The sequence below is a fragment of the Dolichospermum sp. LEGE 00240 genome (assembly GCF_015207875.1).
GTDB classification, from domain to species: Bacteria; Cyanobacteriota; Cyanobacteriia; order Cyanobacteriales; family Nostocaceae; genus Dolichospermum; species Dolichospermum gracile.
In genome coordinates, this window is sequence record NZ_JADEVZ010000031.1 from 17,333 (window position 1) to 38,692 (window position 21,360).

The 21,360-nt window shown below is 38.1% G+C and carries 21 protein-coding genes and 2 pseudogenes; 8 read left to right on the forward strand and 15 right to left on the reverse strand.

The genetic code is table 11. From position 1 onward, the window contains the following. The first annotated feature begins 648 nt into the window (after window positions 1-648). Window positions 649-1,380: a GDYXXLXY domain-containing protein gene (locus IQ226_RS12155; protein ID WP_193895707.1), complete on the forward strand. Its 732-nt coding sequence runs from the start codon at window positions 649-651 to the stop codon at window positions 1,378-1,380. Window positions 1,381-1,430: 50 nt separating this feature from the next. Here the strand turns inward: IQ226_RS12155 and IQ226_RS12160 are convergent, their stop codons facing one another. The 4 genes from IQ226_RS12160 to purE all read right to left on the reverse strand — a co-directional run bounded on the left by IQ226_RS12160 (window position 1,431) and on the right by purE (window position 6,058). Further along, complete coding sequence (locus tag IQ226_RS12160) at window positions 1,431-1,994, reverse strand: Uma2 family endonuclease (protein WP_027404921.1); 564 nt, start codon at window positions 1,992-1,994, stop codon at window positions 1,431-1,433. A gap of 432 nt (window positions 1,995-2,426) precedes the next feature. Next, the gene (gene sppA / locus IQ226_RS12165; RefSeq protein WP_193895709.1) at window positions 2,427-4,244 is read right to left on the reverse strand and encodes a signal peptide peptidase SppA; all 1,818 of its coding nucleotides are present in this window, start codon (window positions 4,242-4,244) and stop codon (window positions 2,427-2,429) included. Window positions 4,245-4,299: 55 nt separating this feature from the next. Further along, window positions 4,300-5,370: a type 2 isopentenyl-diphosphate Delta-isomerase gene (gene fni, locus IQ226_RS12170; RefSeq protein WP_193895711.1), complete on the reverse strand. Its 1,071-nt coding sequence runs from the start codon at window positions 5,368-5,370 to the stop codon at window positions 4,300-4,302. A gap of 172 nt (window positions 5,371-5,542) precedes the next feature. Next, a complete protein-coding gene (gene purE, locus IQ226_RS12175) occupies window positions 5,543-6,058 on the reverse strand; it encodes a 5-(carboxyamino)imidazole ribonucleotide mutase (protein ID WP_193895713.1) in 516 nt (171 codons plus the stop codon). 72 nt (window positions 6,059-6,130) lie between these two features. On the opposite strand from purE, the gene nagA reads away from it, so the two are divergent. Further along, window positions 6,131-7,345: an N-acetylglucosamine-6-phosphate deacetylase gene (gene nagA / locus IQ226_RS12180; protein ID WP_228039392.1), complete on the forward strand. Its 1,215-nt coding sequence runs from the start codon at window positions 6,131-6,133 to the stop codon at window positions 7,343-7,345. A gap of 181 nt (window positions 7,346-7,526) precedes the next feature. Here the strand turns inward: nagA and IQ226_RS25930 are convergent. Next, a pseudogene (locus tag IQ226_RS25930) lies at window positions 7,527-7,726 on the reverse strand (hypothetical protein); the annotation flags it as partial. A gap of 111 nt (window positions 7,727-7,837) precedes the next feature. Between IQ226_RS25930 and IQ226_RS25580 the strand changes: the two are divergent. The 4 genes from IQ226_RS25580 (at window position 7,838) to IQ226_RS12200 (ending at window position 10,590) form a co-directional block, all read left to right on the forward strand. Then, on the forward strand, window positions 7,838-7,966 hold the full coding sequence (locus IQ226_RS25580; protein WP_255539960.1) for a hypothetical protein: 129 nt from the start codon (window positions 7,838-7,840) through the stop codon (window positions 7,964-7,966). Between the two features lie 10 nt (window positions 7,967-7,976). Continuing rightward, on the forward strand, window positions 7,977-8,132 hold the full coding sequence (locus IQ226_RS25100; RefSeq protein WP_228039393.1) for a hypothetical protein: 156 nt from the start codon (window positions 7,977-7,979) through the stop codon (window positions 8,130-8,132). A 112-nt stretch (window positions 8,133-8,244) separates the two neighbouring features. Continuing rightward, window positions 8,245-9,252, forward strand: a complete 1,008-nt coding sequence (locus IQ226_RS12195; RefSeq protein WP_193895715.1) for a hypothetical protein — start codon at window positions 8,245-8,247, stop codon at window positions 9,250-9,252. Between the two features lie 75 nt (window positions 9,253-9,327). Continuing rightward, window positions 9,328-10,590 (forward strand): hypothetical protein, encoded by a 1,263-nt coding sequence (locus tag IQ226_RS12200; protein WP_193895717.1) that lies wholly within the window; start codon window positions 9,328-9,330, stop codon window positions 10,588-10,590. Here IQ226_RS12200 and IQ226_RS12205 read toward each other — a convergent pair. From IQ226_RS12205 to bchD, 4 genes are all read right to left on the reverse strand, one after another. After that, window positions 10,587-10,820, reverse strand: a complete 234-nt coding sequence (locus IQ226_RS12205; protein WP_193895719.1) for a ribbon-helix-helix domain-containing protein — start codon at window positions 10,818-10,820, stop codon at window positions 10,587-10,589. The two genes, IQ226_RS12200 and IQ226_RS12205, sit on opposite strands and share 4 nt — an antisense overlap. 64 nt (window positions 10,821-10,884) lie before the next feature. Then, window positions 10,885-11,247 (reverse strand): aspartyl protease, encoded by a 363-nt coding sequence (locus tag IQ226_RS12210; RefSeq protein WP_193895721.1) that lies wholly within the window; start codon window positions 11,245-11,247, stop codon window positions 10,885-10,887. Next, the gene (locus IQ226_RS12215; protein WP_193895723.1) at window positions 11,244-11,561 is read right to left on the reverse strand and encodes a hypothetical protein; all 318 of its coding nucleotides are present in this window, start codon (window positions 11,559-11,561) and stop codon (window positions 11,244-11,246) included. The genes IQ226_RS12210 and IQ226_RS12215 overlap by 4 nt, the downstream gene beginning before the upstream one ends. 167 nt (window positions 11,562-11,728) lie before the next feature. Then, window positions 11,729-13,747 carry a magnesium chelatase ATPase subunit D gene (bchD, locus tag IQ226_RS12220; RefSeq protein ID WP_193895725.1) on the reverse strand — a complete coding sequence of 673 codons (2,019 nt, stop codon included), beginning with the start codon at window positions 13,745-13,747 and terminating at the stop codon, window positions 11,729-11,731. A gap of 56 nt (window positions 13,748-13,803) precedes the next feature. Here bchD and IQ226_RS12225 point away from each other — a divergent pair, with 56 nt between their 5' ends. Together IQ226_RS12225 and IQ226_RS12230 are read left to right on the forward strand one after the other, a co-directional pair. Next, entirely contained in the window at window positions 13,804-13,926 is a 123-nt protein-coding gene (locus tag IQ226_RS12225) for a hypothetical protein (protein ID WP_370567128.1), read from the forward strand. A gap of 406 nt (window positions 13,927-14,332) precedes the next feature. After that, window positions 14,333-15,028 (forward strand): Uma2 family endonuclease, encoded by a 696-nt coding sequence (locus tag IQ226_RS12230; RefSeq protein ID WP_193895727.1) that lies wholly within the window; start codon window positions 14,333-14,335, stop codon window positions 15,026-15,028. Here IQ226_RS12230 and IQ226_RS12235 read toward each other — a convergent pair. From IQ226_RS12235 to fabZ, 6 genes and pseudogenes are all read right to left on the reverse strand, one after another. Continuing rightward, window positions 15,025-15,387 (reverse strand): annotated as a pseudogene (locus IQ226_RS12235) (DNA cytosine methyltransferase); the annotation flags it as partial. The gene IQ226_RS12230 and the pseudogene IQ226_RS12235 sit on opposite strands and share 4 nt — an antisense overlap. 193 nt (window positions 15,388-15,580) lie before the next feature. After that, entirely contained in the window at window positions 15,581-16,369 is a 789-nt protein-coding gene (locus IQ226_RS12240; protein WP_168644455.1) for an endonuclease, read from the reverse strand. 72 nt (window positions 16,370-16,441) lie between these two features. Next, window positions 16,442-17,743, reverse strand: a complete 1,302-nt coding sequence (locus tag IQ226_RS12245; RefSeq protein ID WP_193895729.1) for a DNA cytosine methyltransferase — start codon at window positions 17,741-17,743, stop codon at window positions 16,442-16,444. Window positions 17,744-18,257: 514 nt separating this feature from the next. Beyond that, a complete protein-coding gene (lpxB, locus tag IQ226_RS12250) occupies window positions 18,258-19,424 on the reverse strand; it encodes a lipid-A-disaccharide synthase (RefSeq protein WP_193895731.1) in 1,167 nt (388 codons plus the stop codon). 352 nt (window positions 19,425-19,776) lie between these two features. After that, window positions 19,777-20,595, reverse strand: a complete 819-nt coding sequence (lpxA, locus tag IQ226_RS12255; protein ID WP_193895733.1) for an acyl-ACP--UDP-N-acetylglucosamine O-acyltransferase — start codon at window positions 20,593-20,595, stop codon at window positions 19,777-19,779. Window positions 20,596-20,799: 204 nt separating this feature from the next. After that, entirely contained in the window at window positions 20,800-21,300 is a 501-nt protein-coding gene (fabZ, locus tag IQ226_RS12260) for a 3-hydroxyacyl-ACP dehydratase FabZ (protein ID WP_193895757.1), read from the reverse strand. Window positions 21,301-21,360 lie beyond the last annotated feature (60 nt).

Consider the following 21,360-nt stretch of genomic DNA (forward strand, 5'->3'; position numbering starts at 1 on the left):
AAATAGCGGTGGTAGCGGGAATAGTGGGAATAGCGGTGGTAGCGGGAATAGCGGTGGTAGTGGGAATAGTGGGAATAGTGGGAATAGCGGTGGTAGTGGGAATAGTGGGAATAGTGGGAATAGCGGTGGTAGCGGGAATAGCGGGAATAAAACTAGTAGTGGAGGCACTAACGATAGTAGAGGTGATAACAAAAGCAATAGTAGCAGTGATTATCGGAGTGGTAGTGGAGGCACTAACGATAGTAGAGGTGATAACAGAAGCAATAGTAGCAGTGATTATCGGAGTGGTAGTGGAGGCACTAACGATAGTAGAGAGAGGGAGAGGGATAGAGAAAGGGATAGAGAAAGAGAGAGGGAGAGGGATAACAGAGGCAATAGTGGAGGTGATTATCGAAGTAGAAAGTAATAGGATAAGTAATGGGACAGAATTAATTACACAACTGATTTTTCTGTTCCCAGTTAAGAGTTCCCTCTCTCAGCGAGTGAATTTAATTTTGTCCGACTACTTACTTTACTTACTCACAAAAAATTAAATCTGAGTTCTTTCTATATAAATCTCTGCGGATAAATTCCTATCGAAAAATTAGCAGGAATGGGAAAAGTATTTTTTCCTATTATCTATTACCAATTACTAACTAAATTAATTCCATGAAAAATGACTTCCCTGAATCAAAAAAAACCTTAACTCCAGAAATGGAATTTTCCGAAAAATTGACCTTTCGGGATTATCTCATGGCTACAGAACAGAAAGCTAATAAACCTTTACCGATTTGGCGATTAATTGCCCCTTTATTAGTTCAAGTAGGTTTAATCCTGGCTGTACCGTCTCAGGCAATGTATACAGACATGACGGGTAAGACAGTAATTTTGCAAACTGTACCTGTAGATTCTAATGATGTTGTCCGGGGTTCTTCATTGAACTTAGATTATAATATTTCCCGTCCTGAAACTTTGAGAAGACTACCGGGTTGGAATGATTGGTTGCGAAGAAATTCTCGCAGGGGTAGACAAATTTCCCAAGGGAGTATCTTATATTTAATTTTGCAAGAACGACAATCTTTTGATAGAAATGAACTTCAGTCTTGGAAACCTATCCGAGTAAGTAGTAATCGTCCTGTTTCTTTATCTAGTAATCAGGTAGCGTTAAAAGGTAATTATCAAGATGGTCTGATTAATTATGGGTTGGAAAACTATTTCATTTCTGAAGAACAAATACAGCAGATTAATGAGGATATTTCGCAAATTCAGGAAACCAGAAATGGTAGACAACAACCAATTTTAGTGAGGGTAAAAGTAGATCCTCAAGGTAATGCTATTCCCATTGGTTTATCCATAAGAGATGCGAATGGTGGACGTGGCCGCAATTATCGGTTTCAGTAGGATTATTGATGGTGGGCAATGCCCACCTCAAGATAAATTGTTTGTGGATTTCAAAATTGTAATTCAAACCCTAATAACACATCTTCTCCAGACAGTAATACAGGAAATTGGACAATTTCTACAGGTTGTTCCAGTCGGTAAATTTCTACTTGTTTATCGTAGGGATTAATTAACCAACACAAACGCACGCCATTATTTATATATTCGGTGCATTTTTCTTGCAGGGTTTTAAGTCTGTCTGTTTTTGATCTCAGTTCAATGACAAAATCAGGTGCGAGTGGGGGAAATTTTTCTCGTTCTTCAACAGTTAGTGCTTCCCACCGGTCTAATTTTACCCAAGCAACATCAGGAGAACGTTTTGCACCATTAGGAAGTCGAAAAATAGTAGAGGAACTAAATACTATTCCTAATTGGGTTTTGTAGTTCCAAAGACTTACTTTGAAATTTAAATCAGATTCACTACGGCCGCTTTCTCCTCCTACTGGTGGGACGATAATTAATTCTCCCTGTGCATTTAGTTCTAAGTTTACATCTTTATTAGCCATACAGAGTTGGTAAAACTGATCATCTGTAAGGCGAACAACTGGATCTAGATTTAGGGTAACAGTGTTCATTATGTTTATTAGTGTAATTTTTCTGGGTTAAAATCAGTGAGGTACAGTTTTAAACTTTAAAGACAGTAGGGGCGCTTTCTTCTGCGCCCTCGACTATATTTTATTCGACCAATAATTGCTATATTTTGTAATTTTAGCATCAATAGTTTATTAATCCTCGTTAACTACCAATTACAGGGCAAACGCATCTTATTTTTAGAATGCTTACTGGACAAAGGTTTTGACGATTGTTTAGTTTTGTAACTAAAAGTTGAAACTCTTGCTGGACATGGATTACAGAATTTAGGTGCTTTTGCCCTGCTACCAATTACCAATTAAGTAGGTTGGCGTTGAAAATTGTCGTTATGGCAAGGCAAAAGGCAAGAGTGAAGAGGGTTTGGGCGATTTTACGTTTCTTTACACAGTTTGGTTTTATTGTGTTCACCTACTTACCTATTCAATTTTAAAGTTAATTGGTAAGCGAGTATAAATTCCTTGAGGATCATTCATTGTTTGCAAGGTTTTGATTTCCTGTTGGAATTTTTCTAGTTCATTTATGAGGGGGTTTGGGTTTTTAGTTGGGGTTTTTTCTATGCCTAATTTGGCTTTTGTTTGATCTAATTTTTTACCAAATAACTTTTCTACAAAGGTAGTACCTCGCGGATATTCTTGTATTTCCCAATCAGTTCCTAATTTTGCTTGTTTAGCTGCATATTCAATGGCTACATTTAAACCACCAATTTCATCAACTAGACCGATTTGTTTGGCTGCTGTTCCTGACCAAACTCTTCCTTGGGCGATTTCTGCTACTTTTGCAGTGGGAATTTTCCGTCCTTGGGAAACTTTCTGCAAGAAGAGATTATAAATGCGGTCAACACTGCGTTGATAAACTGCTAATTCTTGAGGTGATTTAGGACGGGAAATGGTTTGTTGATCTGCATATTGAGCCGTTTTTACGCTATCCCAAGTTATGCCATTATTATTGCCTAGTTTTTGACCATTAAATAATACGCCAAAGACACCTATAGAACCCGTAATGGTATTAGCTTGGGCAAAAATGCGGTTGGAGTCACTTGCAATCCAATAACCACCAGAAGCAGCTACATCTCCCATCGAAACAATGACGGGTTTAATTTGCCGAGTTAATTTGATTTCTCGCTGCATGATTTCGGCTGCGGTTGCACTACCACCGGGACTATTAATTCTGAAAACTACTGCTTTGATTTGATCATTTTGGCGAATTTTTGAGAATATTTTCGCAAAGTTATCACCGCCAATTTGTCCTTCGTCACCGCTACCGTTAACTATTTCTCCTTCTGCATAAACAATGGCAATTTTATGGTCTGAATTTGAAGATTTTCCGGGAACTTCGGCATAATCACCTAAGCTGATTTTTGTGAATGTTTGATCTTTTTCACTGTTACCAGTTAATTTTTTTAAGTCGGTGAATACTTGATCTTCATAAGCAATTGTATCTACTAGACTGTTGGATTTAGCTTCTGTGGCTTCTAAAATTGGTTGACTATTAGCGATCGCTTGCAATTTCTGCGGTAGAATCTTTCTACTTGCACCCACAGATGTCCGCCACTCTCCCCACACATCATCTAACAATTTCTGGGTTTGTTCCCGGTTCTCTGGGCTGAGTTTATCAAGAATTAATGGTTCTACTGCACCCTTAAATTTACCCACCCGCACAATCTGCACACCAACGCCGTATTTTTCAAATGCTCCCGCTAAGAACATTGGTTGTGAACTTAAACCGTTCATTTCCATTGCTCCCATAGGATTAACTATAACTTGATTGGCTACGGAACTGAGATAATATTCTTTTTCACGCCAATCTGTACTATAGGCAATAATTTTTTTGCCAGTTTTGCGGAATTTTTCTAATGCTTGACGGATTTCTTTCAAGGAAGCATAACCAACTGCACTATTAGCATTAGTTCCATCTATATAAATACCTACAATATTTTGATCACGTCCGGCTTTATCTAAGGTTTCCACAACTTTGCGCAGGGTGATGTTATTTTCTTCTACACCGCTAAAAGTTTTCTCCAAAAGTTGGCTAGAATTAGGTTCAGTATCGGTGATTTTCATAGACAAGTCGAAAACTAAAACTGACTTATCTTTGACTGTTGGGGCTGAACTTTGAGAACTAGCAACCGCAATTAATATTAATAAGAATCCCAGTGTACCGACTCCAGAAAAAATTGTCAGTCCCAGTAAACTACCAATTAAACTTGCTAAGGTTTGTTTAAGAAAATTAGTCATTAGTTATTTATAAGTCAGTTGTCAGTGGTCAGTGGTTAGTTGTCATAATATTTGCCTATTGCCTATTGCCTATTGGGTCAGTTGTTCGTTGTAAACTCTGAGATTGTTTTAATTTATACAGGCTGTTATTGGCAGTGCAAAATAATACAGTGGTGATTTCGGCAATTAAAACCTCTGTTAATTCTACTACAGCCGCTTCCGATACTGCCGCAGCTTTGAGAAAGGGCATTGCTAAACCAGCAATATCAGCCCCTAGAGCGATCGCTTTAGCCACGTCTAAACCATTGCGTAAGCCCCCAGAAGCAATTAAGGGAACATCGGGATCATGCTCCCGAATACTGGCAATACAATCGGCTGTGGGTATCCCCCAGTCCCCAAATGTCTGCCCCAACCGCCGCTGTAAGGCAGTTTCTGCCCGTTCACTTTCCACCATCGCCCAAGACGTACCCCCAGCGCCAGCCACATCAATAGCTTGCACTCCCACAGCTATCAGTTTTTCTGCCATAGTTGCGGAAATTCCATTACCTACTTCTTTGGCAATGACGGGAACTGGTAATTTGTTACACAAGTCAGATATTTTGTCAAGCAAGCCATGAAAATTAGTATCACCCCTGGGTTGAATGAATTCCTGCAAAGGGTTAATATGTAAAATCAAAGCATCAGCTTCGACTAGATCAATAATTCGCAAACATTCATCAATACCATAGTCATAATTAAGCTGTACCGCGCCTAAATTAGCAAAGAGGAGAATATCTGGCGCATATTTACGAACAGCAAATGTATTCGCAACTTGAGGTTTTTCCACTGCCACTCTTACAGATCCTACACCCATTGGTAATTTATATGCTTGGGCGACTTCAGCCAGACGACGGTTAATAATCCCCGCTTGTTCTGTTCCTCCCGTCATGGAAGAAATTAACAAAGGTGCATGGAGATATTTTCCCAAAAATGTCGTACTCACATCAATATCTTTACCATCAATTTCTGGTAAACAAGCATGAGTAAAGCGATATTTTTCTAAACCAGTGGTAATTACTGGAGATTGGACATTATCTTCTAAACAGATGCGGATATGATCTGCTTTGCGATTTTGGGTTTGGGCTGAGGTGTTGATAGGAGGGTTCACGACTTAATATGGAGTTATGTGAATATTGATATTTTGCACTAAGCCCTGGCGATTATAAATCGCGGCTACATAAACAAAGTCCGTCTTCACGGACTAATAACCAATAAATCTTAACCCACGCAGGTGGGTTTTGCCTGTGTAGATACGGTTTCTAACCGCCTTGTGTAAATATCTATTGTTGTTGTAAATATTTTTCATATCCAATCTGGTCTAGTTTAGCTTGCTTTTCCATGACCATATTACAGAGACTTTGCCGATAAACTTGCACTTTTTCCAGTAATTCTGGTTGGTGAGTAGCCAGAATTTGGACAGCTAAAAGTCCAGCGTTTTTAGAATTTCCAATAGCGACAGTAGCAACAGGTATTCCTGCTGGCATTTGCACTATAGAATATAAAGAATCCACACCTTGTAAATTCCGAGTAGGGACGGGAACACCAATCACAGGTAAAGGAGTTAAAGATGCTACCATACCAGGGAGATGTGCCGCACCACCAGCACCAGCGATAATTACCTTGATACCGCGTTGATGTGCAGTTTTAGCGTATTCAACCATCCGTTCTGGGGTACGATGGGCAGAGACAATGGCAACTTCAACTACAATACCAAATTCTTCACAAATAGCGATCGCATCCCTCATTGTAGGCAAATCGGAATCACTACCCATGATAATACCAACTTCAAGACTCATATAATTTAGGGAATAGGTGACAGGTTACAGGTGACAGGTGCTACACCACGGAGACAGGTAAGAGTTTTACCAATGACAACGGACAACGGACAACTAACAACTGACAAAAATACCATGCTGGCAAATGTAGATATTATCAACGCAAAAGTCCCCGGTTATCAAGATTTACAAAGAATCTTAGTTAACCAAGCAGGCATAATTGAGGAAATTATGCCCATGAATGCAGCATGGGAAAAAGTTGTACCACAAAACTTACAAATTTTAGATGTAGCTGGAGACTGGATTTCTTTAGGTGGTGTGGATTTACAAATCAATGGTGGACTAGGATTAGCCTTCCCGGAATTAACAGCAGAAAACTCTTCTATGCTGTCAAAAATCTCTTCATTTCTATGGGAAGCAGGAGTTGACGGCTATTTACCCACCCTAGTGACAACCTCCATCGAAAATATTCAGCGATCGCTCGCCATTCTCGCCAATTATACCCCCAGTTCTCCAACCTCCGCCCAAATTCTCGGAGTCCATTTAGAAGGTCCATTTTTAAACTACTACAAACGCGGCGCACATCCAGCCGAATATCTTCTCCCCCTCACCATAGATCAAGTTAAACGGGTACTAGGAGATTATGCTCATATCCTCAAAGTCATTACCCTCGCACCAGAATTAGACACCACAGGTAAAGTCATCCCTTATTTGCGTTCCTTAGGAATCACTGTCAGCTTAGGACATTCACAAGCCACAGCTACAGAAGCACAACAGTCCTTTAGTCAAGGTGCTACAATGATCACCCACGCCTTTAACGCCATGCCACCCCTACACCACCGTGAACCGGGCTTATTAGGCGCGGCCATGAACAATCCTGATGTGTTTTGTGGCTTCATTGCTGATGGTCAGCACGTTACCCCAATGATCTTAAAAATTCTTCTGCGTGCCAGTGAAAGGTTATTTATTGTTAGTGATGCCCTTGCACCATTAGGGTTACCTGACGGTATCTATCCTTGGGATACCCGACAAATAGAAGTTATTAACGATACAGCCAGATTACAAGATGGGACTTTATCGGGAACAACCCTACCATTATTAACTGGAGTTCAAAATCTAGTAAAATGGGGAATTTGTGACCTAGAAACCGCCATTAGCCTTGCTACAGACGCACCTAGACAAGCTATCAATTTGCCAAAATTTACCGCCAAACAACCCGCCCATTTATTACGCTGGAAATGGGATGAGGTTGACAAAGAACTGACATGGAATCGGTTAACTGTCTCAAGTATCAAGTTGTCAGCTTAGACTTTTTGACAATAGTTCAGAGTTTTGACGGTATTGATGAAAAAAATAACGTTTATACTAAACACAGGTGGAATATACACTTTTGCAAAATGACAAAGAACATAGAGGTGTGGGGGTTTTAGCAGTGCTAAATATCTACATCTCTGAGGATATTTTTTAGTTTAAATAATTATTTGTCAGATTACTTAACTTTTATATCCGCTATAGCGTCTCTATCATAGCGGCGATCGCTTTATCTGTCGCTTTGGGTGGGTGATAATATTTACATCAGGTTGCTTGGGCTAATTCCTTGGCCAAGCCAGTGGATACAAACTTACTCTCTGTATCAATTACCAACAATTGCATTCCAGAAGCCCAAATTCTGCCTGCAATATTTAATATTAAATTGAGGAATTTGTCAGGAATATCTATAAAATAAACAATCTTTGGCTTTGCTGAAATAAAAAATACAATCATGATTATAATAATTTTAGTTATTTATCACACATTATTATGAGTCCAAAGATCCAGGATTTACAGGCTGGTTACGATAAAACTCGCTTGCTGCTTGCGTTGTGGGATTTGGGAGGAAATCAGCAGAAGGTAGCTAGGGGTAAATTGACGAAGCAAGATAGTGTCTAAGGGTCAGAAGATGGCCGAGTATCAGGGTATTTTAGAGGATTTGGAAGCACAGGGAGCGATCGCTGTTGCTAAAAAAGAATCTGCAACTAGTTATGCTCTCACGTCACTAACGTGTTTAGATGTGTTAAAACGGGCTTGCATAGTGATTATAATTTGTATAAATTAGTCTCAATGTATAAAACTTCAAAATTAAATAAACAAATTTAAGCAAATGTGCTTAATAAAATTAGAATTTGTTGTAATTAAAATTCAGTAGTACAACTTTAGGGGAAAAGACAATGAAAGAATTTGGTTTAACTCTGGAACAAACAAGAATCATGTTTAGCTATCAATACAATCTGGTATTAGCAGACATTGAATATGAGAGCAATTTTGAAACGAAATCTCTAAAACGGCAATGGTTATCTCAGTGGAAAGAATCAACTGAACTTTTCTTAAAAGGACAAATTAATCAAGAAAATCATAGTAATTCTTCCTCTAATTTGATCACTGATTTTGAATTACTCAAAAAATTAGTTACAGAGATTAAGAAAGATGCGGAAAATAAATTAACTCTATATATAATGTTCTTAGAGGTAGTTATTTTTAAGCCATATTATAATCTTGGTAACACAAATGATGACAAATATAAAAATCTAAAAATATCTGACGAATACAAACTGATCAATAAATTACAAGTTTTTGCCAGAAGCCTAGATTTAGATTCAGACGTTGTTAGACGCTTTAAGTCAAACTATAACGAGGCAATTAAAGGAATTAAAGGTGGTTTAAATCCCTGGTTAGTAGGTGTCTTAGGTGCAGTTGCTTTAGCCATCACAGCAGCATTTTTCACACCAGTAATCGCAGGTTTATTAGCACCTATACTAGCACCTGGCTTATCTGGTGCAGCAGCGGTATCAGCTGTTTTAGCCGCTCTTGGGGGAGGTGCAATAGCAGCTGGTGGTTTGGGAATGGCGGGTGGTTTTGCAGTCATTGTTGGTGGTGGTGCTATTCTTGGTGCTGGTGCGGGTGTTGGTGTTGGTGCTTTATTTGCTCAATCGCCAGATTCTGCTTTAACGCAAGCAGCTAAGTTAGAAGTTGTAATGAAAGAAATTGTCCTTATTCAAAAAGATATTCGTTTAGCTCAAGAAGTTATCAAGGAGCAAAGACAAGCTATTCGCTCTCTTGAAGATGAAAGACATGATTTAATTCTGAATAAGGAACAAAACAAGCAAAAAATAGAAAATTTGGAAAAAGCAATTGAGTATTTAAAAAACGCATTAAAGAGAAACCAAGACTTACTGTAAATAAATGGATTACCGTAAATAAATGGGAAATTTTGTATGTCTAGGATATTGAATTGGGATAATGAGTTTTTGGAAATGTCTCAAAGAATTAGAGATATTCATTCCTCTTTTGCCACAATTAATCAGACTCAGAAACAGGAAACAGAAAAATTGACACAATTACAAAATGATGTAATTAATCTAGCTAAAGATATTGGAGTTTCAGAAGATATTATCAGAAATATCTTAGATAATAATTTACAACCATCTAAATCACAAAGGCAACTAATTTGGGAAGATGAAATTTTCTTAAATAACAACTTTCTGATTATTGAGGATAGAGTCAAAGAAGAGGTTTTCAGAAACCCAGAAATTTTGCCTCCATTATCTAACTTAGATTATGCAATAGTTAGTATATCAGGTTTAGTTGCTACTATTCTTGATTTTTTAGTTGTCAAAATTCCCAAAGATATCAACTATCTGGGAAAATATAAACAAGAAGGAAGTAATTTTACACAATGGTTAAAAACTTTAGGTTTTGATCAAGAAGGAGAATTAAATCCATTTTTAAAGTGGTGTGAAGATACTTGTAAAGTTTCTTATGACCAAAGTATTAATCAGAATATTAAAGGATTTAATCCCAAAACTCATAGGTTATTAAGTCTTGGCCATGATCCGCTATTTGGTCTGATCTTTGGAACGCTAGACATTATCAATGGCAATATGACTGCTTTTGACATCAATGGTAATCTTCATATTTTGAAAACATTTGATATGTCATTGGAAGATAAAGCCTTCGCTCCTTTGATTTGGTTGGGTCATATTATATCTGATATGTCTACTAAAATGGGAGTTCCTATTCCTGGATGGGCATTTCTCCAACTTATGCAATTTGGTTTTTATGGATCGGATACAAAAACCATAGCAGATATATCTAGGTGGATGTATTTAAATGGTTATGATCTGAGACACTTTATCACAATGTCAGTTCCTGTAACTGTTATAGAAATAATTGTCAGAGGTTATCACTATCTTTCATGTTTGGATAGCGCAGAACAACTTCAATACTCCTTGCATACTTCTATTGCAAATAGAGAAATGTATCAAATTCAATCTAATCTAAAACTTCATAAAATGTTGTTTTTAGCTCATGCAATATCAGCTAGTGGCAATGCACTAAAAATTTTTACATACGCTGGTAATCCTTTAGCTATTAATTTGCCTCAATGGTTATTCTTTGCTAAGGAAAGTCTGACTATTTTGCAAGCAGTTACAAGAGATACAACACCCAAAAAGATAGTTCGTAATCGTGATAAAATTAATGATGCTTGGGACAAAATTAAAAATATTAATATTTAAGAAATTTTGTTGTCATCTCTGAGACTTAAATTTTCAATATCACCATTAAAACATCCAACTAAACCAAGTTCTTTAAATATTGCTAATGGAGTTTTATTATTAGTCTGAACTTGATTATAGTATTGTTGAATAGCTTGTTTAATAGCTTCACTAAAATCTTGATTCGTTTGTTGCTGAATATACGCAAGTTTTTCAACACAGTCATCATCAAGTTGAATTTCTAATTGCATAAAATTACCTCTCTTTAGCCAGATTAACTGTTAACTATTAACCATATTTATTTTATCAAAAAAATCATCCTAAAGTCAAAATACCATCTGGAAAATTAACCACCAAAGGCAAAAACTCCAACCACCTTGAACCCAATAAAATTTCCGTCAACTGATCTCCAGCATAAACAGGAATTTCATACTCTTGATTATCCAAAATCACTTTACCTAAATACAAATCAAAAGTTTTTTCTCCTTGCGCTGTTATCAATTCTTGTTCACGAAGAAATTGCCAATCTAGTGCTTCTAAATCTTGTTTATTAATTGCTAGAAAACCTGTAAATCCAGTATCTAGCATGATCTCTACAGGTAAGTTTAACCCATCAGCATTAATCAAATCAATTTCAAAAAATAGCTGCCCCCCATCACCAAAATAACCCTCTATCATATTCTCCCAACTGCTCCGATTTCATTCAGCCGAAACATACAATGTACAGCATGAGGATGTTTTTCTCGTGCTTGCTGACTAGCAACTTCTATATCTTGATCAATGAAATAATCACCACTATCTGGTTCTACGGCAATATACCAGTTATAATGTTCTTTCATCAACTCAGGACGCACACGCTCAAAAATTGCCCGACAACGTTTGTGAAATGCGTCTCTTTCTGCTTCACGTTTAGCTAATTCTTCCGGTGATAAAGTCAATTCAGGGAAAATCCTTCCTCTTCTTCTTGCTGTTTTTGGGGTTAGTTGTGTCATGGGTTTAAACTCCATTTTTACTATTTTAATATGAGTCCTAAATTAATTATCTACAAAATAAATTAAATGATTTAGTTTTTTAGTGGTGTGGCCAGTGGGTAAGGGTTTAGCAGTGCTAAACTCTTACATTTATGGGGATATTTTTTAGTTGGAAACCCCAAAAAAACTTACTTGGCTTTCATGTCTGCGATCGCTCCCCTGGTCATAGCGGCGATCGCTTTATCGGTGGCTTTGGGTAGGTGATAATATTTACCACCTGCTGTTTTCGCCAATTCCTTGGCAAAGCCAGTTGATACAAATTTACTTTCCGTATCAATGACCAACAATTGCATCCCTGAAGCCCGAATTCTCGCGGCAATATCTAATAATTCGGCTTTGATATCTGGCTTTTCTCCTGGTTCTTGGGGTTCTCCTAAAGAACGAGCGAGAGGAATATTACCACGACCATCCGTAATTGCCACAATGACAACTTGACCGATATCTCCACCCATTTGAGCATTTACACCGACACGCACGGCTTGAGTTAACCCATGTGCGAGGGGTGAACCACCACCGCAGGGTAGTCTTTCTAAGCGATTTTTGGCTAAAGCAATGGAACGGGTGGGGGGTAATAATACTTCTGCTTGTTCTCCTCGGAAGGGGATTAAGGAGATTTGATCCCGGTTTTGATAGGCTTCTGTTAAAAGCTGCATAACTGCACCTTTGGCAGATTGCATTCTATTTAAAGCCATTGAACCGGAAGCATCCACAACAAATACCACTAATGCGCCGGCTTTTCTCACCAACCGCTTAGAACGGATATCTCCCTGTTCGACAATGACTTTTTTGTCAGGTTGTCTAGCGCGGCGTGCTTTTTGATACGGGGCTGCGGCTCGCAATGTGGCATCTACGGCTATTCTTCTAGCTTTACCTTTGGGAATCATCGGCTTGATGTACCGTCCCCTGTCGTCTGAGAAGATAATACTGCGACTGCCAGATTTACCTTGCCGTTGTGCCATTTGGGTAAAATACAGCACTTCTGGGTCAAGAATTACCCCTTCTGGATCAAAGATAAATTCTTCGGGAATGTCTGGGGGTTCTTGCTGTTCCTGTTCTTCTTCTTTCTCTTCCTGTTCTTCCTCTTGTTCTTCTTCTTGTTCCGACTCGTCTTGACTTTCCTGTGGTGGTGGGGGAGGTGGTGGTGGTTGATCTGGGGGTAGGGTTTGAATTATAGTTGTTCTGGGGACTATGACCAATTCCACTGCGCGACGTAAATCTTCAGCGGTGACGGTGTTACGTCCTTCTAAGGCTGCTGCGGCTTTGGCTACGCGCACCGCAAAGAGTTCTGCACGATGTCCTTCCACACCTCCGCGAATGGCTTCGTTGACGAGGTAGGTAATTTGTTCCGGGGTAATAGTGACTTCTTTTAACCATTCCCGCGCGAGGATGATTTGGGTTTTGAGTGCGTCTATGTCTTCGCTGTATTGTTGGAGAAATTCTGTGGGAGACTTGGAATAGGCGATCGCTTGCTCAACTGCCTGTACTCTTTGATCTATACCCAGAACTCCGTCTGCTGATAGGGCGATCGCTATTCTATCAAGTAAATGTTCTCTAAGCGCCCCTTCTTCTGGATTATAAGTGGCAATAAACAACGGTTTGCAAGGATGTTGAAAACTAATTCCTTCCCGTTCAATTTGGTTGCGTCCGTCCGATAAGACTGATAACAGTTGATTACTAATTTGGTCATCTAATAAATTGATTTCATCCACATACAGCACACCTCGGTTGGCTGTAGCGAGTAATCCCGGTTGAAAAATCGTATCACCTTGTTTCACCGACTGTTCCACGTCCACAGAACCTAAAAGCCGGTCTTCCGTAATTCCCAGAGGAATTTGTAAAAAAGGTGCAGGGATAATTTCCGTTTCTATTTCCTGTCTTTGTTCAGCTAAAAGTTTATCATCCCATTCTTCGGGGTGATTGGGGTCACAGTTGCTAACTGAACCTTTGACAACTTCAATAGGTGGTAATAAAGCGTGAATAGCCCGCGCCATCACAGATTTAGCCGTACCACGACGACCTGCAATTACCACACCCCCCAAAACGGGATCAACTGCTGTCAGCAGTAAGGCTATCTTAATGGCTTCTTGACCAACCACAGCAGCCAAGGGAAAAGCAGTCATTGTCGGGGTCAGAGTGGGCGATCGCATTGTTTCCTTAATAGTTATTATAGTTTTAGCATAGCAATTCCTGGTACATTTTAGTTATCGAAGTTGCAGATTCTTCGATAGATTATCACCAAAAGGCGAAAATATCTCTTTATGCAAAAGCAGGAATATCTGATTATTGGATATTTGATTTATTAGATAATTGCTTAGAGGATGTTTGAAAAGTTTTTAATGTATAAATAAACCCCTCTCCAAACCTCTCCCCGCGTCGGGGAGAGGCTTTGAAACCCCCATTCCCTTGTAGGGAAGGGGGGTTAGGTTTCTAGAGATTATCGGGTTCATCTAATACTTTTCAAACAACCTCTTAGAATCTTACAGTGAACCATATCAAAATCAACAAAGTCAATTCGGTTATTCAAGTAAGAGAATTGTTTTACCTCCTCAAGTGATATCTTTACCTTGTTTTCCTGATTTACAGCCTGATTTAAGTAAAATATTTCCTCTGCATGAGATCCCCGACTTCTTAAAGAAGTCGGGGATTTGGTTTCTTACAAAAATTCACAACTAATATATAATTATCAATAGGTTCATAAGTGCCACTGTCAAGTTGAAAATGGAGCTACAGAAATGGTACAACAACTTACACCAGAAACCAAACCAGAAATCATCTACCCTGATAGTGATGGAAATCCTATGGCAGAAAATACAGAACATTATGAATGGATAGTTAAAATTAAAGAAAATTTAGAAATATTATTTGCATCAGAAAATGATGTTTTCATCGCAGGTGATTTACTTTGGTATCCTGTGGAGGGAAGTGTAAAAACTCGTCAAGCACCTGATGTTATGGTGATTTTCGGTAGACCAAAAGGTAAAAGAGGTTCTTACAAACAATGGGAAGAAAATAATATTGCACCTCAAGTAGTATTTGAAATTCTATCTCCCGGAAATCGTAGTCAAGAAATGGCAAAGAAACTCCTTTTTTATCAACGTCATGGCGTGGAAGAATACTATGTTTATCATCCAGACAAAATCGAATTAACAGGTTTTATTCTTGAACAAGCATGGCTAGAAGAGATTGAAGCAATCAATAATTGGGTAAGTCCCCGTTTAGGAATACGGTTTGAATTAACAGCAGATAATTTAGAAATTTATTATCCTGAAGGACGGAAGTTTCTCACATCTCTGGAATTAAATCAACGTGCAGAACAAGAATATCAACGTGCAGAACAAGAATATCAACGTGCAGAACAAGAACGTCAAAATTATCAAATCTTATTAGCAAAATTGCAAGCTAAAGGTATTGATGTCAATACACTTTAAAAATTAGATCCTCGACTTCTCAAAGAAATTGAGGATTTTCTGGTTCTCGGTTCTATAACATGAGGGTTCACTCCAAAGTATTTCGCTGCTGCTGACATATCAAGTGTTAATAAACTAATATCCCCTAAATCTTTAATACCTTGAGGTATGGTTTTTGTCACTTTTGCACTATCGGAAGATTTGATATCTAAAAATTTAATAATTTCCTCTGCGACTGCTTGTGCTAAAAGCGGGGGAACAGAATTACCAATTTGTCTAAAACCATGCCATTTTGTCGGATGAAATCGAAACCAGTCAGGATAGGAATGTAACCGCGCAGTTTCCCTGATAGTAATACATCTGGGGATAAAAGAAGAAATTTATCGTTTTGGTAAACCAGTGGAAATATTAGACTGTCCCCAAGAATTATCAGGTGAAGATATTTTACCAGGATTTACTTTAAATATGGAAATTGTTTGGGAATAGATATTATTTCTTCGGTTGATTGCTGAAATTCAACAACTACAATATTTGGATATAAATTTGGAAACAATACTCAGATTTACTTCTTTATTATGTATAATTCCTATAATTTTGTAAATCAGTTTCAGAAATTTGATCTGCTGGAACAAACTTGTAATGTTTTTCCTGTACAATTCTTACCTCACCTTCATATATTGTCAATTCAAACATAGCAATGAGAGCGTTTTTCATAAACTGTGCTGATATAGAACGACAAATTAAATTGGGAAATTTTTCAAAACAGTAACTAATATCTTGTTTTGTTTGTACTATAGAAATTTGATCATTACCTGCTTTTGCTTGAACAGGTACTATAAATTGCATACCATTACTATTAACACCTACATAAACTTCATCTATTTCTATTTGTCCAATACCCTTAACATTAGTTCTCAGGTGATTTTGTAAAGAGTATGCTGTTACACTCAGAAATATATCTATTAGGCGATTATAACGGATTTTAGTTAAAAGAGCTTGTTCATCACCTGACATATATTGATTAATAATTTCAGGTGTAGCATCAGGTATTTTAATTGGTATTAAGTTTAGGTTGGGTATAATGCGATTAATTTTCACAAGTCTAAAACAATAATTACCAGTACCATTTAATTCAATAATCCACTCTAAACCTGTAGGAGCAGTATCTGTTATAACTTTAGGTAGTGGTTTTCTAAATCTAAAAGCATAAAGAATATCTCCTAAATTTTTTGCAGATTGAATACCCAACTCTTTAGCAATCTCTGGAAGTTCATTACGGTTAAATTCAAAATACTCTAATTCTGATTGGTAATAGCGTTGAAAAATTCCAATAATAACTGAGTTATATAAACCTTCTTTCATTATGGTAATTCCTTGGTACTAAATAATTGGTGATATTGATACAATTTGCTGTATTAGCTAAATTCTAAAAATTCATTTTTTTCTGGTTCTCGGTTCTATAACATGAGGGTTCACTCCAAAGTATTTCGCTGCTGCTGACATATCAAGCGTTAATAAACTAATATCCCCTAAATCTTTAATACCTTGAGGTATGGTTTTTGTCACTTTTGCACTATCAGAAGATTTGATATCTAAAAATTTAATAATTTCCTCTGCGACTGCTTGTGCTAAAAGCGGGGGAACAGAATTACCAATTTGTCTAAAACCATGCCATTTTGTCGGATGAAATCGAAACCAGTCAGGATAGGAATGTAACCGCGCAGCTTCCCTAACAGTAATACATCTGGGGATAAAAGGATGTATGGGACGAGGTGAAGTAAATGCACCTTTATTACTAGGTGTTCCAGCCCTTAAGGTATTACATAAACCATCAGGATCAAGTTTATGAAAACGACTAATTGATTCGATTTTACCATGTGGTGTGGATGCAAATCTATCCATAGATTCGGTCGAATGCTTACTTCTTAAACTTGATGTTAGTAAAGTAGGATCATATTGACGTTTGTAGGAATAGTTGTCTTTTGCAGTCGCAAAATCACGCAGTTTTTTAGCATAGTTACTAGGTTTAGCAAACTCTGTAAATATCCAATCTTGTTGATATAGTTCTGGATAGTTTTCTATTACTGGTAAATCTTGTAATGCTTCCCAAACTGTAGGAGTTAAGACTAACTTAGTTTCGGAAGATTGATTGGATTTTGCTGGGAATGTGATTTTTTCTGGATATTTAGGTAATTCTAAATCTTCACGCGCACCTAGTAAAAATAACCTTTCTCGATTTTGGGGTACTCCATAATTAGCTGCATTTAAAACTTGGTAATTTGCATTAACTTGATAACCACTTTCGGAAAATTGACTAATGATTTCAGCAATAAATTCTTTGTGTTTCCCAACTGTCATTCCTTTGACATTTTCCAATACAAAAAACTTGGGTTGTAATTCTACAACTAATCTAATAAAATGGAAAACTAAAGAGTTTCTTGGATCATCAAAAGAACGTTTTCCCATTAATGAGAAACCTTGACAGGGTGGACCACCAAATACTACATCAATTTCTTGATTAGCAATTTGAGAACTATTCCGAATTTCCTTCCCTGTTGTTTCTTCCACACTTTTGCATAACACAGTCCAAAAGGGAAAGTTAAATTGATGAATTGCACAATGAATTGGATCTATTTCCACAGATGCAAGGACATCAAAACCAGCTTGTTCAAAGCCTAATGTCATGCCTCCTGCACCTGCAAATAAATCAACTGCAATTGGTCGTTTTTTTACCATATCTTCTGTTTGTGAACTTTGATTGATTCTTAAATTCTGCTGGAGGTTATAAAGTAGCTCTAATGTAATTTTTACATAAGGCTGATTTGATGGTAACGCAGCTAATTCATCAATTGCTTGTTTTTGTACTGTTCCTCGTCCGAGAAGTCTTATAGGATGTTTGAAAAGTTTTTAATGTATAAATAAACCCCTCTCCAAACCTCTCCCCGACGCGGGGAGAGGCTTTGAAACCCCGATTCCCTTGTAGGGAAGGGGGGTTAGGTTTCTAGAGATTATCGGTTTCATCTAATACTTTTCAAACAACCTCTTAACCATAGGGTTTCTTGAGTCTGTGGTAATTGGTGAATGACAATAATTGCTGTGCGTAAAAATTGCTGTTACCCAGCTAAATTTGATAACCATAATTTACTTGAACTTTGTGGTGCGGGCATCTTGCCCGCTAGAATTATACAAACTAAATGCACAACAGCTTAATCTTTTGCGAATTGGTCATGGATAAAACGAGTCATTTTAATTAAATGTACATTTCTAGTATTTCTTTAGCTGTACGATCGCACACTCCCAATTCTCCCAAACAATGGCGCATTTCTTGATAATCTGTCAAAGTTTGTTGTCTTTTTTCAGGATTTAATAACAATTCCATCGCCGCTTGGGTAATATTTTCGGCTGTGGCTTGTTCTTGTAAAAATTCTGGGACAATTTCCCGCATCACAACTAAATTGACTGGAGACGCAAAAGGAATTGAACCTTTCAGAATATGACGCGCAATCCAAGCTGTAAGAGGATGAAGCCGATAAACTACAACTTGGGGAACATTTAATAATGCTAATTCTAAATTAACTGTTCCCGATTTAGTAATGGCAAAATCTGCGGCTGCTAAAATATCTTGAACGCCTTGTTGTTGACTTGATACTATTGTAGCTTTTAAGCCATATTCTTGAATTGCGGCTGTAATTGGTTCTTTAAATGTTTCTAAAGATAGAGGAATCCAAAAATGGACATTTGGTAGTTTAGATTGAATATTTTGGGCGGCTTGAAAAATTATGGGGAGAAGATATTTTAATTCTTGATGACGGGAAGCTGGTAAAAGTGCGATCGCTATTTCTTCTACTTTAACTCCTAATTTCTCCCTCGCAGTTGTCCGACTAGGCGCATTTGCCATTCTATCAATTAAAGGATGTCCTACCCAAGAAACATTTGCCCCATTTTGTTGATAATATCGGGCTTCTTCGGGGAAAATTGCTAATAGTTTATCTGTAAAACCCACAATGCGGTTAGTATTCTGAAAACTCATAGACCATACCCACTCTTGAGGAGCGATATAATAAGCCACAGGCACATCTGGCAAATTTTCCTTCATGAATGTACCAATGCCCAAATTTGGACCCATATAGTCAATGAGAACCACTAAATCCGGGGGATTTTTCTTCAAGTGAGCGATCGCTTGTCGTTGTACTCTTAAAGTAGGAATCACATAAGGCAAAGACTCAATCAAACCCATCGAACCAATCCCGCTGGTATTACCCAAAATTTTCGCCCCAGCTTCCGCCATTTTATCCCCACCCAAGGCCATAATTTCTAATGTCAACCCCGTAGCCGCAGCTTGGCGTTGCAGTGCCTTAATTAATAGTGAACCCTGTAGATCTCCAGAAACTTCACCAGTGCTAATAAATATTCGCATTTTTAGATTTTAGATATTAGATATTAGATTGTTTTCCATTCTGCAAATAATGAATGTATTAGAAAAGTTTCCGGCGATTAGAAATCGCTACTACACAAACAAAGTCCACCTGCGTGGACTAACGAAAAATCAAGGCTTTTGAACCCACGTATCCCTTACGGGACCGAAGGAATAGGTGGGTTTCGTCTGTGTAGCTGCGACTTCTAGTCGCCCTTGCAAGTAATAAATTAGACTTTTCAAACACCCTCTAACGGAAAATTAAGATTTTTAACCCAAGAAGGTGGGTTTTGTCTGTGTAGCCGTGATTTCCAATCGCCGGGGATTCAAACGTCCCTATTTATTATTTGTGAAGTTAAGATTCATCACTGACAGATTTTTTACCTTTTCCGGGAATTAAACCGCGTCTTCCCGGCATTTGGGAAAGTAGCAAGAAACGGCGAAGATGTTTTAATTCTTCTGTATCTCCTAAATTTTCCAACTCCCGCAAAGCATCTCTAAATAAGAACTCAGAACGATAGAGAAGACGGAAAGCCTTTTTGATTAATTGAAAGTCACTCGCAGGCATTCCCGAACGTTTTAATCCTACCAAATTGAGCGATCGCACTTTCGCCGGATTTCCTTCCACCAACATATAAGGAGGTACATCTCTATCAATGCGTGCCATTCCTCCCACCATTGACATTCCCCCAATATGGACGAACTGATGCACACCTAAAACGCCGCTGAGTCTAGCCCGCGATTCAATATGTACATGACCTGCTAATGCTACAGAATTAGCAATAATGACAGAATCTTCAATCACGCAATTATGACCTACATGAACATAAGCCATCAATAAATTGCCATTACCGATTACTGTCACTTCACCCCTACCAGTAGCGCGGTTAATCGTCACATACTCACGAATGGAATTATTATTGCCGATTTTTACCCAAGTAGGTTCTCCCACATACTTGAGATCCTGCGGCTGCATACCGATAGCAGCACCAGGGAAAATCTGATTTCCCGTACCAATTTCACAAGGGCCTTCCAGAACAGCATGAGCGCCAATTACGGTGTCTGCGCCAACTCTGACATTCTCTCCAATCACAGCATAAGCGCCGACTTGCACTGTTGGGTGGAGTTCCGCACTAGTATGTATGACAGCAGTTGGATGAATAAGTGTTTTCAAAGGTGAATCTCCAAAACTAAGTGCTAGTTGTTAATTTATTCAGTTAAGAAATGTGTCGGGCAAAGTAAGTTATGTGTGAGGGCGAAAATTCAGAATTAGCCAAAAGTTGTGTTTAATTTATTTATTGAGGTTCAATATTCCTCCTACTTCTTTCTTCTTTCTTCCTTCCTCCTGACTCCTGACTCCTTGCATTAATAATGACCTTTAACTAATCAAAGAAAACATTAGTTCTCCTTCAGCGGCTAGTTGTCCGTTAACTTCCGCTCGTCCTTGCATTTTCCCAAAACGACGCTGTTTTACCCACAACAGTTCCACCGTCATTACCAGTTGATCACCGGGAACAACTTGACGACGAAAGCGGACTTTATCAATACCAGCAAATACAAACAATCCTCCTTTAGAGTCCGGCATTTGCGTCATCACAATCCCCCCAACTTGTGCCATTGCTTCAATAATTAACACACCGGGCATGAGCGATCGCCCCGGAAAATGCCCTTGAAATTGGGGTTCATTAAAAGTAACATTTTTAATACCCACAGCCTTTTTACCAGGTACATAATCAATAATCCGATCTACCAGTAAAAATGGATAGCGATGGGGCAAAAGTTCCTGAATTTCCTCAATGGTCAAGGTAGTTTTAATTGTCTGTTTATCCTCACTTGATGTATTTACTTCCTGAGAATTAGGTTCGGTAATAGTGGACATTAGTTGTAAGTTATTTGAATGATTAGACACTAGGAATAGGTATACCAGGGAACAGGGAGC

What these genes read in the sequence shown, in the direction of transcription:
- IQ226_RS12215 (WP_193895723.1), bottom strand. Translation starts at nt 11,561, where the DNA reads ATGACACAACTAACCCCAAAAACAGCAAGAAGAAGAGGAAGGATTTTC.
- fabZ (WP_193895757.1), bottom strand. Translation starts at nt 21,300, where the DNA reads ATGTCCACTATTACCGAACCTAATTCTCAGGAAGTAAATACATCAAGT.
- IQ226_RS12160 (WP_027404921.1), bottom strand. Translation starts at nt 1,994, where the DNA reads ATGAACACTGTTACCCTAAATCTAGATCCAGTTGTTCGCCTTACAGAT.
- IQ226_RS25100 (WP_228039393.1), top strand. Translation starts at nt 7,977, where the DNA reads ATGGCCGAGTATCAGGGTATTTTAGAGGATTTGGAAGCACAGGGAGCG.
- IQ226_RS25580 (WP_255539960.1), top strand. Translation starts at nt 7,838, where the DNA reads ATGAGTCCAAAGATCCAGGATTTACAGGCTGGTTACGATAAAACTCGC.
- IQ226_RS12200 (WP_193895717.1), top strand. Translation starts at nt 9,328, where the DNA reads ATGTCTCAAAGAATTAGAGATATTCATTCCTCTTTTGCCACAATTAAT.
- IQ226_RS12230 (WP_193895727.1), top strand. Translation starts at nt 14,333, where the DNA reads ATGGTACAACAACTTACACCAGAAACCAAACCAGAAATCATCTACCCT.
- IQ226_RS12195 (WP_193895715.1), top strand. Translation starts at nt 8,245, where the DNA reads ATGAAAGAATTTGGTTTAACTCTGGAACAAACAAGAATCATGTTTAGC.
- nagA (WP_228039392.1), top strand. Translation starts at nt 6,131, where the DNA reads ATGACAACGGACAACGGACAACTAACAACTGACAAAAATACCATGCTG.
- IQ226_RS12155 (WP_193895707.1), top strand. Translation starts at nt 649, where the DNA reads ATGAAAAATGACTTCCCTGAATCAAAAAAAACCTTAACTCCAGAAATG.
- IQ226_RS12245 (WP_193895729.1), bottom strand. Translation starts at nt 17,743, where the DNA reads ATGGTAAAAAAACGACCAATTGCAGTTGATTTATTTGCAGGTGCAGGA.
- IQ226_RS12240 (WP_168644455.1), bottom strand. Translation starts at nt 16,369, where the DNA reads ATGAAAGAAGGTTTATATAACTCAGTTATTATTGGAATTTTTCAACGC.
- IQ226_RS12205 (WP_193895719.1), bottom strand. Translation starts at nt 10,820, where the DNA reads ATGCAATTAGAAATTCAACTTGATGATGACTGTGTTGAAAAACTTGCG.
- sppA (WP_193895709.1), bottom strand. Translation starts at nt 4,244, where the DNA reads ATGACTAATTTTCTTAAACAAACCTTAGCAAGTTTAATTGGTAGTTTA.
- lpxB (WP_193895731.1), bottom strand. Translation starts at nt 19,424, where the DNA reads ATGCGAATATTTATTAGCACTGGTGAAGTTTCTGGAGATCTACAGGGT.
- IQ226_RS12210 (WP_193895721.1), bottom strand. Translation starts at nt 11,247, where the DNA reads ATGATAGAGGGTTATTTTGGTGATGGGGGGCAGCTATTTTTTGAAATT.
- purE (WP_193895713.1), bottom strand. Translation starts at nt 6,058, where the DNA reads ATGAGTCTTGAAGTTGGTATTATCATGGGTAGTGATTCCGATTTGCCT.
- bchD (WP_193895725.1), bottom strand. Translation starts at nt 13,747, where the DNA reads ATGCGATCGCCCACTCTGACCCCGACAATGACTGCTTTTCCCTTGGCT.